This is a genomic window from Stenotrophomonas sp. GD03958 (assembly GCF_029839005.1).
GTDB lineage: Bacteria > Pseudomonadota > Gammaproteobacteria > Xanthomonadales > Xanthomonadaceae > Stenotrophomonas > Stenotrophomonas hibiscicola.
Genome location: NZ_JAOBZT010000050.1, coordinates 1 through 17,797 on the forward strand (window position 1 = coordinate 1; position 17,797 = coordinate 17,797).

16 protein-coding genes are annotated in these 17,797 nt (G+C 67.3%); 6 read left to right on the forward strand and 10 right to left on the reverse strand.

What is annotated here, in order from left to right; genetic code table 11:
- On the reverse strand, positions 1-840 hold an 840-nt coding region (locus N5C25_RS14260; RefSeq protein WP_279937151.1), incomplete at its 3' end, for a LysR family transcriptional regulator.
- 108 nt (positions 841-948) lie between these two features.
- Between N5C25_RS14260 and N5C25_RS14265 the strand changes: the two genes are divergently transcribed.
- A complete protein-coding gene (locus tag N5C25_RS14265; RefSeq protein ID WP_279937152.1) occupies positions 949-1,692 on the forward strand; it encodes an SDR family oxidoreductase in 744 nt (247 codons plus the stop codon).
- 117 nt (positions 1,693-1,809) lie between these two features.
- Here the strand turns inward: N5C25_RS14265 and N5C25_RS14270 are convergent, their stop codons facing one another.
- Genes N5C25_RS14270 through N5C25_RS14280 form a run of 3 tightly spaced genes read right to left on the reverse strand, consistent with a single transcriptional unit; the run spans position 1,810 to position 7,300 of the window.
- The gene (locus N5C25_RS14270; RefSeq protein ID WP_279937153.1) at positions 1,810-4,887 is read right to left on the reverse strand and encodes a CusA/CzcA family heavy metal efflux RND transporter; all 3,078 of its coding nucleotides are present in this window, start codon (positions 4,885-4,887) and stop codon (positions 1,810-1,812) included.
- Entirely contained in the window at positions 4,884-6,056 is a 1,173-nt protein-coding gene (locus tag N5C25_RS14275) for an efflux RND transporter periplasmic adaptor subunit (protein WP_279937154.1), read from the reverse strand. Before N5C25_RS14275 ends, N5C25_RS14270 begins: the two co-directional genes overlap by 4 nt.
- Positions 6,053-7,300, reverse strand: coding sequence for a TolC family protein (locus N5C25_RS14280; RefSeq protein WP_279937155.1), 1,248 nt, complete (start codon positions 7,298-7,300; stop codon positions 6,053-6,055). The genes N5C25_RS14275 and N5C25_RS14280 overlap by 4 nt, the downstream gene beginning before the upstream one ends.
- Before the next feature lie 62 nt (positions 7,301-7,362).
- Here N5C25_RS14280 and N5C25_RS14285 point away from each other — a divergent pair, with 62 nt between their 5' ends.
- Positions 7,363-8,037, forward strand: a complete 675-nt coding sequence (locus tag N5C25_RS14285; protein WP_279937156.1) for a response regulator — start codon at positions 7,363-7,365, stop codon at positions 8,035-8,037.
- Positions 8,030-9,403, forward strand: a complete 1,374-nt coding sequence (locus N5C25_RS14290) for a sensor histidine kinase (protein WP_279937157.1) — start codon at positions 8,030-8,032, stop codon at positions 9,401-9,403. The genes N5C25_RS14285 and N5C25_RS14290 overlap by 8 nt, the downstream gene beginning before the upstream one ends.
- A 143-nt stretch (positions 9,404-9,546) precedes the next feature.
- Here N5C25_RS14290 and N5C25_RS14295 read toward each other — a convergent pair whose 3' ends face one another.
- The 3 genes from N5C25_RS14295 to N5C25_RS14305 form a co-directional block, all read right to left on the reverse strand.
- Positions 9,547-11,898, reverse strand: a complete 2,352-nt coding sequence (locus N5C25_RS14295; RefSeq protein ID WP_279937158.1) for a GH92 family glycosyl hydrolase — start codon at positions 11,896-11,898, stop codon at positions 9,547-9,549.
- Positions 11,899-11,993: 95 nt separating this feature from the next.
- Positions 11,994-12,317: a thioredoxin family protein gene (locus N5C25_RS14300; RefSeq protein ID WP_279937159.1), complete on the reverse strand. Its 324-nt coding sequence runs from the start codon at positions 12,315-12,317 to the stop codon at positions 11,994-11,996.
- 5 nt (positions 12,318-12,322) lie between these two features.
- A complete protein-coding gene (locus N5C25_RS14305) occupies positions 12,323-12,739 on the reverse strand; it encodes a host attachment family protein (protein ID WP_251102699.1) in 417 nt (138 codons plus the stop codon).
- A 162-nt stretch (positions 12,740-12,901) separates the two neighbouring features.
- On the opposite strand from N5C25_RS14305, the gene N5C25_RS14310 reads away from it, so the two are divergent.
- The 3 genes from N5C25_RS14310 to proP all read left to right on the forward strand — a co-directional run bounded on the left by N5C25_RS14310 (position 12,902) and on the right by proP (position 15,088).
- On the forward strand, positions 12,902-13,129 hold the full coding sequence (locus tag N5C25_RS14310; protein ID WP_058980567.1) for a hypothetical protein: 228 nt from the start codon (positions 12,902-12,904) through the stop codon (positions 13,127-13,129).
- A gap of 85 nt (positions 13,130-13,214) precedes the next feature.
- The gene (locus tag N5C25_RS14315; protein WP_260832929.1) at positions 13,215-13,343 is read left to right on the forward strand and encodes a hypothetical protein; all 129 of its coding nucleotides are present in this window, start codon (positions 13,215-13,217) and stop codon (positions 13,341-13,343) included.
- 257 nt (positions 13,344-13,600) lie between these two features.
- Positions 13,601-15,088 carry a glycine betaine/L-proline transporter ProP gene (gene proP, locus N5C25_RS14320; protein WP_262213777.1) on the forward strand — a complete coding sequence of 496 codons (1,488 nt, stop codon included), beginning with the start codon at positions 13,601-13,603 and terminating at the stop codon, positions 15,086-15,088.
- A 74-nt stretch (positions 15,089-15,162) separates the two neighbouring features.
- Here the strand turns inward: proP and N5C25_RS14325 are convergent, their stop codons facing one another.
- The 3 genes from N5C25_RS14325 to N5C25_RS14335 all read right to left on the reverse strand — a co-directional run bounded on the left by N5C25_RS14325 (position 15,163) and on the right by N5C25_RS14335 (position 17,794).
- On the reverse strand, positions 15,163-15,792 hold the full coding sequence (locus N5C25_RS14325) for an AAA family ATPase (protein WP_251102696.1): 630 nt from the start codon (positions 15,790-15,792) through the stop codon (positions 15,163-15,165).
- 3 nt (positions 15,793-15,795) lie between these two features.
- Positions 15,796-16,137, reverse strand: a complete 342-nt coding sequence (locus N5C25_RS14330; protein ID WP_049411569.1) for a type II toxin-antitoxin system prevent-host-death family antitoxin — start codon at positions 16,135-16,137, stop codon at positions 15,796-15,798.
- A 70-nt stretch (positions 16,138-16,207) separates the two neighbouring features.
- Complete coding sequence (locus tag N5C25_RS14335) at positions 16,208-17,794, reverse strand: PAS domain-containing protein (RefSeq protein WP_279937160.1); 1,587 nt, start codon at positions 17,792-17,794, stop codon at positions 16,208-16,210.
- Positions 17,795-17,797 lie beyond the last annotated feature (3 nt).

Here is a 17,797-nt window from a genome sequence, read left to right on the forward strand (position 1 = left end):
TGGCGACGGCGTGCGGTTGCGCGGGTAGACCAGGCTCAACGGGCTTGGGGTCGGCGGCGCGTCCGGCAACAGCTCCACCAGCTGCCCGCGCGCGATATACGGGTCCATCCGGTAGCGCGGAGCCTGGATGATGCCAAGGCCCGCCAGCGCGGCACCAAGGAACGCGTCCGCACCGGACACTCGCACCCGCGCCGGCAGCGGCACGTAGCGCACCTGCCCGCCCTGCTGGAACTCCAGAGGAATCAGCTGGCCGGTGGCGCTGGAGCGATAGCCCACCATTTCATGGCCGCCCAGCAGGGACGCGATGCTGCCGGGCACACCCTTGTCCTGCAGGTAACCCGGCGCGGCCACCGTCACCTCGCGCAGCATCGTCAACCGGCGCGCCGCCAGATCGCTGTCGGCCAGCGTCCCCACCCGCAACGCCGCATCCACGCCTTCGCGCAGCAGATCGACATAGCGGTCGCCTTCACTGACGTCCAGCTCGATCTCCGGATAGCGCTGCAGGAATTCCGGCAGGTGCGGAAACAGCAGGTGCCGGCCCAGCGTGCCATGCACTTCAATGCGCAACGGGCCGCGTGGCGGGGCATCACGGAACGCAGCCTCGGCATCGTCCATGTCGGCGATCAGACGCAGGCAACGGCCGTAGAAGGCCTCGCCTTCCAGCGTCGGCACCACCAGCCGCGTGGTGCGGTGCAGCAGGCGCACGCCCAGCCGCTGTTCCAGCGCCTTGATCGCGTCGGTCACCGTGGCCCGCGGCAGGCCGAGGTCCTCGGACGCCCGGGTGAAGCTACGGCGCTCGACGATACGGACGAAGGCGCGCATGGCCGTGAAGCGGTCCATTGTTCGGCTATCCGGATGATGTTGGCGGATTATGCAGGATTATCCGAACGTGCGATGGCGCGAACATGGCCCTTGCGCCGCTCCGGCGTGTCCCAGTGGAAGCCACCCATGACCCTCTCCCCCGCCCGCTCTGTCGCCCTGGTCACCGGCGGCTCCCGTGGCATCGGCGCCGCCATCTCCCGCCGGCTCGCCGCCGACGGCCATGCGGTCGCGATCAACTATGCGGGCCACCGCGACGACGCCGAAGCCTTGGCGGCCGAACTCAACGCCGCCGGTGCGCAGGCCACCGCGCTGCAGGCCGATGTCGCCGATCCGCAGGCGGTGCGCCAGATGTTCGACGCCATCGAGGCCCGTTTCGGCGGCATCGACGTGGTGGTCAACAGCGCTGGCGTGCTGCAGCTGGCGCCGCTCGCCGACACCGACGACGCCCTGTTCGATCGGGTGATCGGCATCAACCTCAAGGGCGCCTTCAACGTGCTGCGCGAAAGCGCGCGACGGGTGCGCGACGGCGGGCGCATCGTCACGCTGTCCACCAGCGTGGTCGGGACCCGGCTGGAGAACTACAGCGTGTATGCGGCCAGCAAGTCGGCGGTGGAGACCATGGGCGCGATCCTCAGCAAGGAGCTGCGCGGGCGCAACATCACCGTGAACGCCGTGGCGCCGGGCCCGACCGCCACCGATCTGTTCCTGGAGGGCAAGTCACCGGAGCTGATCGAGCGGCTGGCGAAGATGAACCCCCTGGAGCGGCTGGGTACGCCAGAGGACATCGCCGGTGCCGTGGCCTTCCTGGCCGGTGCCGATGGCGGATGGATCAATGGCCAGGTGCTGCGCGCCAACGGCGGGATGGTGTAGTTCGAACAGGTGGCATCCACGCATGGCGCGACGCCCTTGTAGAGCCGGGCCCATGCTCGGCTGCTCTTCGCGCAAAGGCCAGAAGCAGCCGAGCATGGGCTCGGCTCTACAGGTAGGTCAGGCGATGCGCGCCTCGCGGCGGCGATGCACCCAGTAGTACAACGTGGGCAGTACCAGCAGGGTCAGCAGCATCGCCGACAGCAGGCCACCGATCACCACCACCGCCAGCGGCTTCTGGGTCTCGGCGCCGATCGCATGCGAGGTCGCCATCGGCAGCAAACCGAACATCGCCAGCAGCGCGGTCATCAGCACCGTGCGCAGGCGCTGCAGCGAGCCCTGCACCACGGATTGCAGCAGGTCCATGCCCTGCTCGCGCAACTGGGCGAAGCGGCTGAGCATCACCACGCCGTTCAGCACCGCCTGCCCGAACAATGCAATGAAGCCGATTGCCGCCGACACCGACAGCGGAATGCCGGTCAGCCACAGGGCCAGAATGCCGCCGATCATCGCCAGCGGCACGTTGGCCAGGATCAGCGCGGCGCTGCTGATGTCCTTGAAGGCATCGAACAGCAGCACGAAGATGATCAACACCGACAGCGGAATCACCCAGCCCAGCCGCTTCATCGCACGCTGCTGGTTCTCGAACTCCCCGGACCATTCCAGCCGGTAGCCTTCCGGCAACTGCACGCTGGCGTCCACGCGCTTGCGCATGTCGGCCACCACGCTGCCCATGTCACGCCCGGCGATGAAGATGCTCACCGCCTTCACCCGCTGTGCGTTCTCGCGCGAGATGTTGATCGCGCCGCTGGCCATGCGGAAGTCGGCCACGTCGGACAGTGTCACCGTGTGGCCATCGCCGATGCCGACCGGCACCGTGCGCAGCCGCTGCAGGTCACGATCGGCGTCGTCCAGACGAAGCGTGATCGGGAACTTGCGGTCGCCCTCCCAGAATTCGCCGACCTGGCGCCCGCCCAGTGCGGTCTCGATCACCTCGTCGATGTCGCGCACGTTCAAGCCATAGCGCGCAGCACGGTCGCGGTCGATTTCGATCTGCAGCTGCGGCAGTGAGCCGTCACGGTCGATGAAGGCACTCTCCACGCCCTCCACGCTACGCACCTGGCCCAGGATCGCCTGCGCCTGCTGGTTGAGTACATCCAGATCCGAGCCGCTGACCTTGATCACCACCTGGCCCTTGATCTGCGAGATGCTCTCCAGGATGTTGTCGCGGACCGGCTGCGAAATCGAGAACTCGGGGCCCGGAATGCGCTGCTCCAGCGTACGCTGCAGATCACTGACCAGCTGCCGCTTGTCCACGCCCTTCGGCCATTCCTTTTCCGGCTTCAACGCCACCAGCGCCTCGATCTGGTTGGCGCCCTTGGCATCGGAACCGTCTTCCGGGCGTCCCAGCTTGGCCACCACCGTCGATACCTGCGGAAAGGTGCCGACCAGCTCGCGGATGCGCCGCGACTGCTGCTGCGCCTCGACCAGGCTGGTGCTGGGGTCCAGCGTGGCGGTCAGCCAGATCGATCCTTCGTCCAGCTCGGGCAGGAACTCCGAACCCAACCGGGTGCCCAGCGCCAGCGTGCCGACCAGCAGCGCAACCGCAGTCAGCACCACCGCACGCGGGCGGGCCAGTGCGCGTTCCAGGATCGGCCGGTACCAGCCGGTCAGGCGGTCCATCAGCGGATTGCCGTCGCGCATGCGGTCGCGCCGCAGCCACCAGTAGCAGAACAACGGCACCACGGTCAGCGCCAGGATCAACGCACCGATCAGGGCCGAGGTCACCGAGTACGCCATTGGCGCGAACATGCGGCCTTCCTGGCGCTGCAGGGTGAAGATCGGGATATGCGCGGCGATGATGATCAGCATCGAGAAGAACGTCGGCCGCCCCACTTCCGACGCTGCCGAAAGAATGGTCGAGAACCGTGTCTTCCGGTCGGCCGCAGGGGGCAGCTTCGACAATCTCGAGACGATGTGCTCGGTCACGATCACGGCGCCATCGATGATGATGCCGAAGTCCATCGCGCCCAACGACAGCAGGTTGGCCGGCACGCCCCACAGATGCAGGCCGAGGAAGGTCGACAGCAGCGCAAGCGGCATCATCGCCGCCACGATCAGCGCGGCACGGGCGTTGTACAGGAACAGCCACAGCACCAGGAACACCAGCACCGCGCCTTCCAGCAGGTTGCTGAAGACGGTCTTCAGCGTGGTCGAGACCAGCCACGAGCGGTCATAGAAAGGCTCGATGCTGACCCCGCCCGGCAGCTGGTTCGCTTCGATCTCGGCGATGCGCGCATGCAGGGCGTCGAGCACGTCGGACGGGTTCTCGCCCTTGCGCATCAGCACCATGCCGAACACCGCATCGTCGTTGTCATCCTGGCCGACCAGGCCCTGCCGAGGCAGGCCGGTATCGGCGATGCCGGCCAGGTCGCGCACCAGGATCGGCGTGCCACTGCGCTGCGCGACCACCACGTTGCCGATGTCGGCCGGCGAACGCATCAGACCGACGCCGCGGATCAGGAACTGCTGCTGGCCACGTTCCACGTAGCCGCCGCCTGCGTTCGAGCTGCCCTTCTCCAGCGCCTCGGCGAACTCAGCCAGGCTGATGCCGCGGTCACGCAGCTTGTCCAGATCCGGCTTGACCTGGAAAGTACGCGCGAAGCCGCCGAAACTGATCACATCGGCTACGCCCGGCACGGTGCGCAGGCTGCGCTCCATCGTCCATTCCTGCACGGTGCGCAGCTGGGTCGGTGTCAGGTGCGGGCCTTTCAGCACGTACCGGTAGATCTCGCCCACCGCCGAGCTCATCGCCTCCAGCTCCGGCGTCACCCCTTCCGGCAGCTCCACGCCCTGCAGGCGTTCCAGCACCTGCTGGCGCGCGAAGTAATCGTCGGCCTTGTCATCGAAGGTCAGGATGATCATCGACAGGCCGAACTGCGTATGCGAGAACACCCGCACCGAATGCGGAATGCCGGACAGCGCCACTTCCAGCGGCATCGTCACCTCACGCTCCACCTCTTCGGCCGCGCGCCCGGGGTGCAGCGATACCACTGTCACCTGGGTATCGGACACATCCGGAAAGGCCTCCACTGGCAGCACGCGGAACGCGGCGATACCGCCGCCGATGAACAACAGCAGTGCCAGCATCACCATCAGCGGCTGGCGCAGGCAATAGGCAATCAGGCGATCGATCATGGGGCGGCGTGCCCCGTGCCGGTGCTGGCGGCGGCTGGCGCGCTGTCGACCAGCTGCTGCAACAGCAGGCCGCCCTCGACCACCACCCTGCTGCCAACCGCCAGGCCCTCGCGCACCCACAGGCGGCCGTCACCCAGTTCCTCGGCACGCACGGCGCGGCGCGCGAAGCGGCCCTTGGCCTCCTCCACGAACACCACCTGCTTGCCGTCGATCAGCAGCACCGCAGCATCGGGCAGCGAGACACCGCCCTCGGCCGGCACTGCCACCTGCGCACGCACGTACTGGCCCGCCTTGAAACCGCGCGCACGGTTGTCCAGTTCGGCGCGCGCCTGCACCACGCGGCGCTCGCTGTCGACGAAGTCATCCACGTGCTGCAGGGTCGCCTGCTGCGGCTGTCCATCGGCGCCGGGCACGCTCACCTGCATGCCCGCCTTCAAGCGTCCGGCCAGGCTCTCCGGTACATCCAGCAGCAACCACAGGCGGTCAGGATCGCCAATCACCGCCAGCGGCTGTTCGCTGTCGGGGCTGACCGCCATGCCCGGGCTCATCCGCCGCTCCACCAGCACGCCATCGATCGGCGCGCGCAACGGCAGGCGCTGATCGACGTGCTGGCCATTGCCATAGGCCTTGGCGAAGGCGGTCGCACGCGCTTGATCGGCCTGGCTGCCGGCGAAATTGGCCTCGGCCTCGTCCAGTTCGCGGCCCGACGCCACACCTGCCGCATGCAACTCGCGGGTGCGCTCCAGCTCCTTGCGCGCCTGCTGCAGCTGGGCACGGCCGCGCACGCCCTCCGCCTGGGCTTGGCCGAATTCGGGCGAAGTGATCCAGGCGATCACCTGGCCCGCCTTCACTTTCTGCCCCGGCTGTGCCTCGATACGCGCCACCTGCCCGGCCAACGGCGTACGCAGCGCGCTGGAGCGCGTCTCGTCCCAGACCACCCGGCCCGGCAGCTGCAGGCTGGCGCTGGCGCCGGCGGTGACCGCCTCGCTGCGTAGCACGTGCAGCTGGCGGCTACCGGCAGGAAACTGGATCTGGCCAGCACTGACCTTCGGTGCGTCCTCGGTATACGACGCCGGTTCGCGGCCGCAGCCGCCCAGCAGGGCCAGCGCCAGCAAGGCCGGCAGCACGGCCTGTCGCGCCTGCGGTCGATAAGCGACGGTGGACTTCATCGGGACTCTCCTTCAGCAACGGATGTGGCCGCTTCCCAGCGCGCCAGGGCAATGGCATGGTCGGCACGCGCATCGATCAGCGCCGTCTCGAAGTCGCGCCAGCTGCGGCGCGCATCCAGCAGATCGGTCAGGCTGGCGGCGCCGCGCCGGTACGCCAGTTCGATGCCCTGCACCGCCTTGCGTGCGGCGTCGGACTGCAGTCCCTCATAGTCGCTGCGGCGCTGTGCGGCGGACTGCGCGCTGGCCTGCAGCTGGTCCAGCTCGGCGCGTGCTTCGCGCTGCAGTACCTGCAGCTCCAGCGCGGCGCTGTCACGGTCGGCTTCGGCACGCTGGATCGCGCCCCGTGCACGTGACGGGCCGCCGAGCGGAATGGTCAATGACACACCCCAGGTGACACCGCTGATGTCGGTCGGCTCGCGCTCGGCCTCCACACCCAGCTGGATGTCGCGCTGGCGCTCGCTGCGCGCCAGCGCCACGCCGGCGTCGGCCGCGGCCAGGCGCGAACGTGCCGCGCGCAGATCGGCACGCTGCTGCGGGTCGAACGCACCCGTATCCACCCTGCCTGCGGGGTCTGGCCACGGATCATCGGCGCTGAGGTCATGGCTGTCGTCGCGGCCGAGCAGCAGCCCCAGCGCATGCCGTGCATCGCGCAGATCCAGGGCCGCCTCGCGCGCCGCGTCGGCTACGGCGAGATCGTCCACCGCCAGCCGCGCGCGATCCACCGGTGCCATCGCCCCTGTCGCGACCTGCTTGTCCGCCGCCGCCATCTGCTCGGCCGAACTCTGCCGGTTGGCATCAGCAATCCGCGCCCGCTCCTGGGCGCGCTTCAGGCCGAAATAGGTTTCATGCAGCGCCACCTGCTGGCGACGCCGCGCATCGAGCATCTCCAGCCCGGCCACTTCCAGCAGCGCGTCGGCCTGGCGGATGCGCAGTGCGCGCTTGCCGCCGCGCTCCCAGGTCCAGCCCAGGCCCACGGTGCTGTCCACCCGCTTGTCCTGCCAGCGTCCGGGGCCGATACCATGCTTGGGGCTGATCTTGCTGGTGCCGATCGACAGCTCGGTGGACGGGCGTAATGCAGCCGTCTGCGCATCGCCCTGCACACCGCGCAGCTCCAGTGCCGCCGCGCGCAGGTCCGGGTTGTGTGCTTCCATTGCGCGCTGCGCTTCCTGCAGGGACAGCGCCGAAGCCGCAGGCGCGCACAGAAGCGTGGCCAGCACGGCCGCTAGACGAGAGGAGAAATTCATGCACGCCACGGTAAGGTGATGCACTTGCGCCAAACTTGCCCCAACCTTGCACGAAGCTTGCAATGCGAATCCTGCTGATCGAAGACGACGCCGCTCTGGCCGATGGACTGATCCGCGCCCTGCAGGGTGCCGGTCATCTGTGCGACCACCTCTCGCGTGGACTGCACGCGCCGGCGGCATTGGCCAGCGCACCGTATGACGTGATGGTGCTCGACCTTTCATTGCCCGATGTCGACGGCCTCGACCTGCTCTCTCGCCTGCGCAACGACGGCGTCACCCTGCCGGTGCTGATCCTGACCGCGCGCGACGGTGTGGAGGACCGCATCCTCGGCCTCGACCGGGGTGGCGACGATTATCTGGCCAAGCCATTTGCACTCGGTGAACTGGAGGCGCGCCTGCGTGCGCTGTCACGCCGGCGAAGCGACGCACCGGCAAAGAAGCGGCTGGGCCGGTTGTGCTTCGACAGCATCCGCAATGAAGTGCAGGTGGAAGGCCAGCGCATCGAACTGACCGCGCGCGAGCTGTCGCTGGTCGAGGCACTGATGCAGCATCCCGGCCGCACCGTCACCAAGCAGCGCTTGTTCGATGCGCTGTACAGCTGGGACCACGAGGCCAACCTGTCGGTGATCGAGGTGCATGTCAGCCGCCTGCGCCGCAAACTGGAACAGGCGCGCGCCGGCGTCGGCATCCGTATGCTGCGTGGGCTTGGATACCGGCTGGAGGCCGTGGGTGACTGAGCGCGTGCACAGCCTGCGTGGCCTGCTGCTCAGGCGCCTTTGGCTACCGCTGCTGGTACTGCTGCTGTGCAGCGCAGTGGGTTCATTTGCGCTGGCCCGGTTCTATGCCGGCCAGGTCTACGACCGCTGGCTGCTGGATTCGGCGATGTCGTTGTCCGAGCTGGTGACGGTGCAGGATGGTCGTGCTTCGATCGAGATCACCCCAGCCGTCTCGCGCATGTTCAGCTGGGACACCGCCGACGAAGTGCATGGCGAGGTAGTCGATGCCGAGGGTGGGCGTCTGTATGGCGACCTGCCCGAAGCCCTGCCCCGCCCGGCGACGTCCGCCAACAGTGACGACGCGGTCTACTATGATGCGCAGCTGCGTGGTCAGGCCGTGCGCATGGTCGAGGTGGTGGTCAGCGCCGGACCGGGCCATGACATCCGGCTGCGCGTGGCTGAGACGCTTCGCAAACGCCACCGGCTGGAGCGCAAGCTGCTGCTGACCAGCGTTCCCTTCCAGGCCGCGATCCTGGCACTGGCGGCGTGGCTGGCCTGGTCCGGTACAGGCGCTGCCGCTCGCCATGCCAACCTGGTTGCGCGGAAGCTGGCCAGCCCGCGGCCGGATCCGTTGGCACCGTTGGACCCCGCGCAGGAGGCACCGCGCGAACTGTGGCCGGCGGTAGAGGCCTACAACGCGCTGCTGCAGCGTCTGGACGCGATGCAGGATGCGCAGCGGCGCTTTGTCAGCAATGCCGCGCACCAGCTGCGCACACCGCTGGCAGCGATGCAGGTGGAGCTGGAGAGTTCATTGCGCCAGCACGACCCGCAGGCCCAGCAGCTGGCGCTGTCCGGCACGCTTGCCGGGCTGGCCCGCTTGCAGCATCTGGTCAACCAGCTGCTGATGCTCAGCCGCTCGGAAGATCCGCATGGCAGCGCACTGCCACTGCAACCGGTGGACCTGGCTGCGTTGGCACGCGGGGTGGTGGAGCGCTACGCCGACCGTGCGTTGGCGGCGGGCGTTGACCTGGGCTACGAGGGGCCAGACGACGGCGTGCAGGTGCAGGGCGATCCGCAGCTGCTGCGCGAAGCGTTGGGCAACCTGCTGGACAACGCGCTGCGCTACGGTGCCGTGCCCGGCGTAATCACCCTCGGCGTTCGGCAGGACGCGGGCGGCGTGCAGGTATGGGTAGACGATGACGGCGCCGGCATCGCCGAGGCCGAACGCACGCGCGTCACGGAACGCTTCTACCGGGCCAGCAGCGAGGGCGATGGCTGCGGCCTGGGGCTGGCGATCGTGGCCGAGATCGCGCAGCGGCATGGCGCGACCTTGATGATTGATACCGCCCCGATCGGCGGTGCGCGGGTGGGGTTGCGGTTCCGATGAGCGCTGTTGAACCGCCCTTGTAGAGCCGAGCCCATGCTCGGCTGCTCCTGGCACGATGCCTGAGCCGAGCATGGGCTCGGCTCTACAGGTTCCTGGTCACCCGTGAAGCGTGCCGACCAAGGTCGGCACCTACCGAGTGCGCGTCATCGGCTCATCGAATAGGGCGCCTGCGCGCCCTGCCCCGGCCAGTCCTTGTTCGGCTCGGCCTGCATGCTGAAGCGCAGCTCGCCACCGGCCAGGATCTCGTCGTGGCGCAGGAAGGTGCGCTGCAGCGGCTTGCCGTTGAGGCTCACGCTGCCCACATAGGTGTGCTTGTCATCCAGGCCATCGGCCACGATGGTGAACGTCTTGCCGTTGGGCAGGCGCATCGCGGTCTTCGGCAGGAACGGGCGGCCGAGGATGTACTCGCCCGAGCCCGGTGCCACCGGATAGAAGCCCAGCGCGGTGAACACATACCACGCCGACATCTGGCCGACATCATCGTTGCCGGCCAGGCCATCGGGGCGGTCGGCATACTGGGTGTCCATGATCTGCTTCAACCGCGCCTGGGTGCGCCACGGCTGACCTGCATACGAATACAGGTAGGCCACGTGGTGGCTGGGCTCGTTGCCGTGCGCGTACCAGCCGATCAGGCCGGTGATGTCTTCCATGTGCTCGAAGATGGACGGATCCACCTTGGCGTTGAACACCTCGTCCAGGCGCGCGAGCAGCTTGTCACTGCCACCATGTGCTGCCGCCAGGCCGGCGACGTCCTGCGGCACGTACCACGAGTACTGCCAGGCGTTGCCTTCGGTGTAGTCGGTGCCATAGCCGCTGGCGCTGGGGTCGAACGGCGTGCGGAAGCTGCCATCGCGCTTGCGCGCACGCATGAAGCCGGTGTCCTTGTCGAAGGCATTGCGCCAGTTGCCGGCACGCTTGTCGAAGATCGCCGCCACATCGGTCTTGCCCATCGCCTGCGCCATGCGCGCGATGGTCCAGTCATCGAAGGCGTACTCCAGCGTCTTGCTGGCGGCCTCGCCTTCCTCGTCGATCGGCACATAGCCCAGCTCGCGGTACTGCGCGATGCCGTCATAGGGGCCGTAGTTGGCAGTCTCGATCATCGCCTTCAGTGCCTTGTCGGCGTCGAAGCCACGAATGCCCTTCACGTAGGCATCGGCAATCACCGGCACCGCGTGGTACCCGATCATGCACCAGTCTTCCAGGCCATGGAACGACCACACCGGCAGCATGCCGTAGGGGCTGTGCTCATGGTGGGCCAGCATCGAATTGACGAAGTCGCTGTTGCGCTTCTCCGGCTGCACCAGCGTCAGCAACGGATGCAGCGCGCGGTAGGTGTCCCACAGCGAGAACGTCGAGTAGTTCGTGAAGCCATCCGCCTTGTGCACCGCATTGTCCGGGCCGCGGTACTGGCCATCGGCATCCATGAACAGCGTCGGCCCCAACAGTGTGTGGTACAGCGCGGTATAGGCGCTGCGGCGAGCATGCTCGGGTGCATCGATATCCAGCACCGACAGCGCCTGCGTCCATTCCTGTTTCGCCTGCGCACGCACGCGGTCGAAATCGAAGTCGGCCACTTCCGCGTCGAGGTTGGCAATGGCGCCGGCCTCGCTGACCGGCGAGATGGCAACCTTGACCACCAGCGGTGCGTCCAGCTTGCCGAATGCGAAGGAACCGACCAGCTGACGGCCCTCGATCTGTGCGCGCTGGGACGGATCCTTCTCGCCCGGCGGCGGGAAGCCCTTGTAGACGATGTCCTGCTCGGTGTTGTGCAGCTCATGCCCGGCCAGCGGGCGCGAGAAGCGCATCGCGAAATACAGCTGGCGGCCCGGCGCCCAGCCGCGCGTCTCGCGGAAGCCGGTCACCGTGCCGTCGGCACGCACCCGCACCCGCGACCACAACACCTTGCCCGCGTAGTCGTACATGCTGGTGCGCATGTCCAGCAGCACCTTGGCGTCGGTACCCTTGGGGAACGCATAGCGATGCACCCCCACGCGGGTACTGGTGGTCAGCTCGGCACGCACCTTGTAATCGTCCAACGTGACCGCGTAGTAGCCCGGCTCCGCTTTCTCGTCATCATGGCGGAAGCGGGAGGCATAGCCGCTGCGCGGCTTCTCGGGATCGCCACGCTCCAGGCCGGGACTGCCGGTGAACGGCATCAGCAGGATGTCGCCCAGATCGGAATGGCCAGTGCCGGAAAAATGGGTGTGCGAGAAGCCGACGATGCTGCTGTCGTCGTAGCGGTAGCCGGCCGCCCAACCGTAGGCCTTCTCGCGCGGCTGGATACGCGTGTCCGGGCTGAGCTGGACCATGCCGAACGGCACCGTCGCACCCGGATAGGTGTGGCCTTCGCCACCGGTGCCGATGAACGGGTCGACCGAGGCATAGGCCTTGTCGGCGGCAGCTCTGGCAGGCGCAGCCGAAGCCAGGCCGGAAGCGAACATCGCCGTGGCGGCGACAGCGATCAGGAGACGACGGTCCAGCGTGGGCATCGGCATTTGGATCGATTCAGGTGGTAGCCGGATGCTAGCACCGCACCTGGCACGCCGCATGCTGCAGTGCGACTGCCAGGCGCCCTACGCCCGTTCAATCTTCAATCGGGAAGCGCGCCCTGCAACGACATGAGGTCCGCGCTGTCCAGCGGCCTCACTACCCGCGCGACCTCTTCTCCATCGTGCAGCAGCACCACCGTCGGCCACAGCTTCACTTTGAACGCTCGGCCCAGGGGCCTGCCCTTGCCATCCTCGATCTTCCAGTGCGGCAGATCGTTGGCGTCGACAAAGGCCTGCAAAGCAGGCTGCGCGGCCTGGCAGTGGCCACACCAAGGCGCACCGAACTCCAGCACCTGCCAGCCAGCCTGCGCCGCCACCTCCGCAGAGGTGGGCTCGTTCGCAAGGTGATCACGCATGAACGGCATGAGCGCTACGCCGCCAGTGCCTTCTGGATGTCTTCCAGCGGCGCGTTGGTCAGATCCTTGGCAATATCCCCGAGCAATCGCGCCTGGACCTCTTTATGCAGCAGCGGACGAATGCGACCCAGCGTGGTCGGATCCGCGATCAGCACCAAGTGCGCATAGCGGTTCTTCAATGCATCCTCATTGAGCTGTTCCGCCACCTGTTTGGCGAACGTGGCCTCATTGAGCTGCGACACCGACATGTCCTTCGGCACTGCACCCGCAGGCCCCTGCCCGGACACACCCTGCTCACTGATGTCCTGCAGGCGCAGTTCGCCCTCCTGCTTCAGGGTCAACTGGTGTTCACTACCCACGTTGGTGAACACCCGTGCCGACCCACCGTCGGCTACCACGATCAGCGTTCCCTGGGGAATCGTCCGCGCCATTGCATCCTCCATCGATCCGAAAAGTGGGTGTATGCCCCACCTTATGCACGCCGATGTCACCAGAGCGCGCACAGGATGTGATCCGATCATCGCAATCTGCAATCAGCGCTAAATTTGCCAGCGCGCCTGCCGCTATGGCCTCCGTCATCGCGAGGAACTCCTGTGTACGCTGACTCACTGTTCCGCGTCTACTTTGCCTGCAGCTTGGCGATCGCCGGCTGTGCAGGTTGCATCCATCAGTTCCTGTTGGGCCAACCGCTGCTGGCATTGGCCATCATGCTCTCGGTGCTGACGATGATCGGCGCCGCGCTGGTCACGCGCCGGCTGGCGCTGCCTGGCGCACTGGCCATGGCCTGCACCGTGTTCGGATTGATGGCGAAGTCGGCCTGAAGCACCTGAACAGGCAGCCTGGAACATAGCGTGCAGGATTGTCCGCTTCGCTGCATGCTCACGCTCATGCCGTTATGATGAACGGATGATCGACACGACCCACTACGTGACGGGCGCACCTGTTACGTGGGAAGCACTGCCGACCGGCGCTTCGCTTGCCACGATGGCTCCCGCCCTGCTCTTCCACCGCCTCGCGCTGGATCCCGGCGGATGACGCCCGCAGGCTCTCGACCTGCACTCCCTACACCCCTGTGAGCTCCGGCCGCTGACTGCGCGACCGCGATGATCCCGTTGCTGCGCTTCCGCCTTCGCTGCGGTGCTTTGCCGTGCGCGGCGCTGTGCCCGCATACGTCCCCGGCCCCATGCCACTTACCGATGCCCCTGCGCCACCTGCGCCCGCATCGCCGTTTCCGAATTCCGGGACGCCCCCATCACCCCTTCCCCTATTCCACAACCTACAAGGGAGCCCCCATGCAGGACACCCCCGAGGCACATGCCCACTTCGGCTGGTTCAAACGCCGCCGCCACCTCAAGGTCGATGAGATCACCGTCGTCGACAAGCCCATGCTCAAGCGCGCCGTGGGCGCGGCCGCACTCGGCAATGCCATGGAGTGGTTCGACTTCGGTGTCTATGGCTATCTCGCCGTCACCATCGGCCAGGTGTTCTTCCCCTCCAGCAACCCCACCGCGCAGGTGATCGCCGCCTTCGCCACCTTCACCGTGGCGTTCCTGGTGCGTCCGCTCGGCGGTCTTGTGTTCGGCCCGCTCGGCGATCGTTATGGGCGCCAGAAAGTGCTGGCGTTCACCATGATCCTGATGGCGCTGGGCACGTTTGCGATCGGCCTGATTCCTTCCTACGAGCGCATCGGCATCTGGGCGCCGGTGCTGTTGCTGCTGGCGCGCGTGGTGCAGGGGTTCTCCACCGGCGGCGAATACGGCGGCGCGGCCACCTTCATCGCCGAGTATTCCACCGACCGAAACCGCGGGCTGATGGGCAGCTGGCTGGAGTTCGGCACGCTGGGCGGCTACATCGCAGGCGCCGGTACCGTGACCGCGCTGCACATGCTGCTGAGCAGCGAACAGATGCTGGACTGGGGCTGGCGCATCCCGTTCCTGGTGGCCGGCCCGCTGGGCCTGCTCGGCCTGTACATGCGCATGAAACTGGAGGAAACCCCGGCGTTCCGCGCCTTCGCCGAGGAAGCCGAGAAACGCGAGCACGACCGGCCCGGCCTGGGAGCGCTGTTCCAGGTGCACGGCCGCCAGCTGCTGGTGTGCATGGGCCTGGTGCTGGTGTTCAACGTCACCGATTACATGCTGCTGACCTATATGCCCAGCTACCTCAGCGTCACCCTGGGCTACGCCGAGAGCAAGGGGCTGCTGCTGATCATCATCGTGATGCTGGTGATGATGCCGCTGAACATCGTCGGCGGATTGTTCAGCGACAGGCTGGGCCGCCGACCGATGATCATCGGTGCCTGCATCGCCCTGCTGGTGCTGGCCATTCCGTGCCTGCTGCTGGTCGGCAGCGGCCACGACGGGCTGATCTTCCTCGGCCTGATGCTGCTGGGACTGGCACTGGTGTGCTTCACCAGCTCGATGCCGTCCACGCTGCCGGCGCTGTTCTACACCCCGGTGCGCTACAGCGCGCTGTCGATCGCGTTCAACGTGTCGGTGTCGCTGTTCGGTGGCACCACGCCACTGGTGACCGCGTGGCTGGTGGAGCGCACCGGTGATGCGCTGGTGCCGGCCTACTACCTGATGGGCGCAGCGGTGATCGGGCTGGTGACCATGCTGTTCGTGAAGGAGACCGCCGGCCTGCCGCTGCGTGGTTCACCGCCGGCCGTGGGCAGCGACAGGGAAGCGGCCGCGCTGTTGAAGAGCGATGTGCCTGTGACGGTGGACCCGACCTTGCCGCCGCTGCCGGACGTTGCCGAGCCGGAGGCGGAACGCTCCTTGTAGTGCCGAGCCCGCGCTCGGCTGCCTTTCGGGGATCGGCCGAGCATGGGCTCGGCTCTACACCCGTGCGCGCGCCCTCAATCACGCGGGGTGTCCAACTCCATCGCACGCATTACGATGGGTTTGGCCCAGTCCGGCGTGTGCAGCAGCTCGGCCACCGACACCGGGTACTGCAGTTGACCATGCGCCATCGCCAGTACCGGAAGGGGCTCGGCGCGGCCGGCGGCGTCGGCCGGCGCGCTGTTGTCGTAGACATGCAGCTCGGCCAGGTGTGGCAGCAGTTCCAGCAGGTTCTCGCGCGCCGAATCGAAGCGGGCGTGGATCTTCTCCACTGGAATGTCATGGCCGCCGGCGGCCACACGCGCTGCAACGCGGGCAATATGCAGCTCCACCGTGGCCAGGCCGCAGAACCAGATCGCAACGTGATGGTGTACGCAGGCCTCGCGCAGCAGTCGTGGGATGGTGTTACCCCCCAGCGTGGTTTCGAAGGCGAAGTCCGTGCCCTCGGCCATGGCCTGGCGCAGGCGACGGGTGCCTTCCTGCCAGGCCTCGGCGTTGGCGTCAGGCGGTGGCCAGCCGGCCTCCACCAGGCACCGGGTGAACGCATCGGGATTGAACCAGCTCAGACCCTCGGCTTCCAGCCAGGTACCCAGCAGCGAACTCTTGCCGGCGCCGTTGACGCCGGCCAGCACCAGGATCCGCCCCATCGGTCAGAGTGGACGGCCGAGGGTGACCTTGCGGCCGCGGCGGATCGGCTGGCCCAGCACCTTGCCCAGCCCCTCCCCGCGCTGCAGCCCGGCCAGCTTCTGGTCAAATTCGCTGCGCAGGCGCAGCAGCTCTTCGTTGCGCTCACCGGCATCGCCACCCGCAGCCTTGGCCAGCAGCTCCTGATAGGTACGGATGTCCACGATCACCGCTTCCGGATGATTGTGATTGGTGATGACCAGCGCCTGCTTCTCGCGCACGGTGCGCATCAGGCTCGGCCAGCCCCGGGTCTTCACCGACGAGGCCGGGGCTTTTTCAAGGCCAGGCAGATCCAGCGGCAGGGTCATGGCACGGCTCCAGACAGGGTGGATGATGACCACTATACCCAATTTGGCCAAATTGGGGATAAATCCCTTTTCACCCCGGCGCCCCAGCGCCTGGGGCGTCAGTCTGCAGCAGGCTGTCGCGCTCGCGCAGCGGAAAGCGGATCCAGGCATCCAGCCCCTGCGGGGCAAAGCGCAACTCGCCGCTGCCTGCCAGTTCATACGGAATGCGCTGCTCGATCAACGCCCGGCCCAGGCCACGCTGCTGCGGCATCTCCCAGCCCTCCACCTCGGCATGGCGCTCGCACCAGTGCAGGCCCAGCCATGGCTGCCCGTCCTGCACCTGCAACTGCCAGCAGACCTCGATCCGGCCGTCCTCGCGGGTCAATGCGCCATGCCGGAGTGCATTGGCGACCAGCTCATGGATGGCCAGCGACAGCACTTCAGCCGCCTTCGGTGGCAACAGCACGTCCTCACCCCGCAGCTGATAGACGGCATCCGCCGGTGCCTGTGCCACGATTTCCTGGTCGAGCATGCCGCGCAGGCAGACCCCTGCATTGGCGCCGCGGGTCAGCAGGCTCTGCGTGCGTGCCAGGGACATCAGCCGTCCGCACAGGCGCGCGGCATACTCGTCCACGCTGCCGACAGTCGTACGCGTGCGCCAGGCAATGGCGTGGATGGTGGACATGATGTTGCGAACGCGATGCTGCAGTTCGGCCAGCAGTACCGCCTGGCGCTCGGTCGCACGCTTGAGGTCGTCGATATCCACCGCAATGGCGAACACCCCGGTCACCTCGCCCTCGGCATCGCGCAGCGGCGCAGCGGCGACGCGGGTCCAGCGGGCGCGCCCATCGTCATGGATGAACTGGAATTCGAGGCCAGGGACTACCGTCTCCCCCCGCAGGGCGCGGGCAATGGCGAAATCGTGGGGTTCGATGCGCGAGCCGTCCGGATGCGTGCCCTGCCAGCGGTAGTGGTTCGGGCGATCGGTGGAGGGCACCTTGCCGGTGGGAAGATAGGTCCGCATCCGGTCGTTGGACAGCTGCAGGCGGCCGTCGGCGTCGACTATGCAGACACCCACCGGCAGCACCTTGAAGGCCAGCGCCAAGCGGTGGTCACTCTCGCGGCGCTTCTGCTCCTCACGCTCGCGGGCCGCCTGCGCGACATGCGCGGCCGTTGTCTCGAACATGGTCACCAGCACGCCGTTGATGCAATCCTCTTCTCCACGGATCGGGCTGTAGGTGATGGTGAACCAGACATCCTCCAACCGTCCCCGCCGCGCCAGCGGATAGAGCTTGTCCTCATAGGTGATGGTCTCGCCCTGCCACACTCGCTGGTAGATAGGGCCGTTGATGTGCCAGACCTCGGGCCAGCATTCACGGGTCGGCTGGCCGAGTCCGCCGGGATGCTTGTCGGCCAGGATCTCGGCATAGCCATCGTTGTAGAGCTGCACCAGCTGCTCGCCCCACAGCACGATCATCGGGAAACCATGGGCCAGCATCAGGTCGACGGTGGCGCGCAGGTGCGGCGGCCATCGGTCGATCGCACCCAGTGGCGTGGCTGACCAGTCGTGGCGGGCAATGCGGGCGGCCATGCCATCGTGGCGCGCATGCAGGTGCGGAGCAGGTGGCACCCCGCCACGCAGCTTGGCGGCGTGGATGCCTTCAGGACGGCGCGACATGCC

Excerpts from the sequence above, each read along its gene's own strand:
- N5C25_RS14265 (WP_279937152.1), top strand. The coding sequence starts at position 949 with ATGACCCTCTCCCCCGCCCGCTCTGTCGCCCTGGTCACCGGCGGCTCC.
- N5C25_RS14270 (WP_279937153.1), bottom strand. The coding sequence starts at position 4,887 with ATGATCGATCGCCTGATTGCCTATTGCCTGCGCCAGCCGCTGATGGTG.
- N5C25_RS14275 (WP_279937154.1), bottom strand. The coding sequence starts at position 6,056 with ATGAAGTCCACCGTCGCTTATCGACCGCAGGCGCGACAGGCCGTGCTG.
- N5C25_RS14280 (WP_279937155.1), bottom strand. The coding sequence starts at position 7,300 with ATGAATTTCTCCTCTCGTCTAGCGGCCGTGCTGGCCACGCTTCTGTGC.
- N5C25_RS14285 (WP_279937156.1), top strand. The coding sequence starts at position 7,363 with ATGCGAATCCTGCTGATCGAAGACGACGCCGCTCTGGCCGATGGACTG.
- N5C25_RS14295 (WP_279937158.1), bottom strand. The coding sequence starts at position 11,898 with ATGCCGATGCCCACGCTGGACCGTCGTCTCCTGATCGCTGTCGCCGCC.
- N5C25_RS14300 (WP_279937159.1), bottom strand. The coding sequence starts at position 12,317 with ATGCCGTTCATGCGTGATCACCTTGCGAACGAGCCCACCTCTGCGGAG.
- N5C25_RS14305 (WP_251102699.1), bottom strand. The coding sequence starts at position 12,739 with ATGGCGCGGACGATTCCCCAGGGAACGCTGATCGTGGTAGCCGACGGT.
- N5C25_RS14315 (WP_260832929.1), top strand. The coding sequence starts at position 13,215 with ATGATCGACACGACCCACTACGTGACGGGCGCACCTGTTACGTGGGAA.
- proP (WP_262213777.1), top strand. The coding sequence starts at position 13,601 with ATGCAGGACACCCCCGAGGCACATGCCCACTTCGGCTGGTTCAAACGC.
- N5C25_RS14325 (WP_251102696.1), bottom strand. The coding sequence starts at position 15,792 with ATGGGGCGGATCCTGGTGCTGGCCGGCGTCAACGGCGCCGGCAAGAGT.
- N5C25_RS14330 (WP_049411569.1), bottom strand. The coding sequence starts at position 16,137 with ATGACCCTGCCGCTGGATCTGCCTGGCCTTGAAAAAGCCCCGGCCTCG.
- N5C25_RS14335 (WP_279937160.1), bottom strand. The coding sequence starts at position 17,794 with ATGTCGCGCCGTCCTGAAGGCATCCACGCCGCCAAGCTGCGTGGCGGG.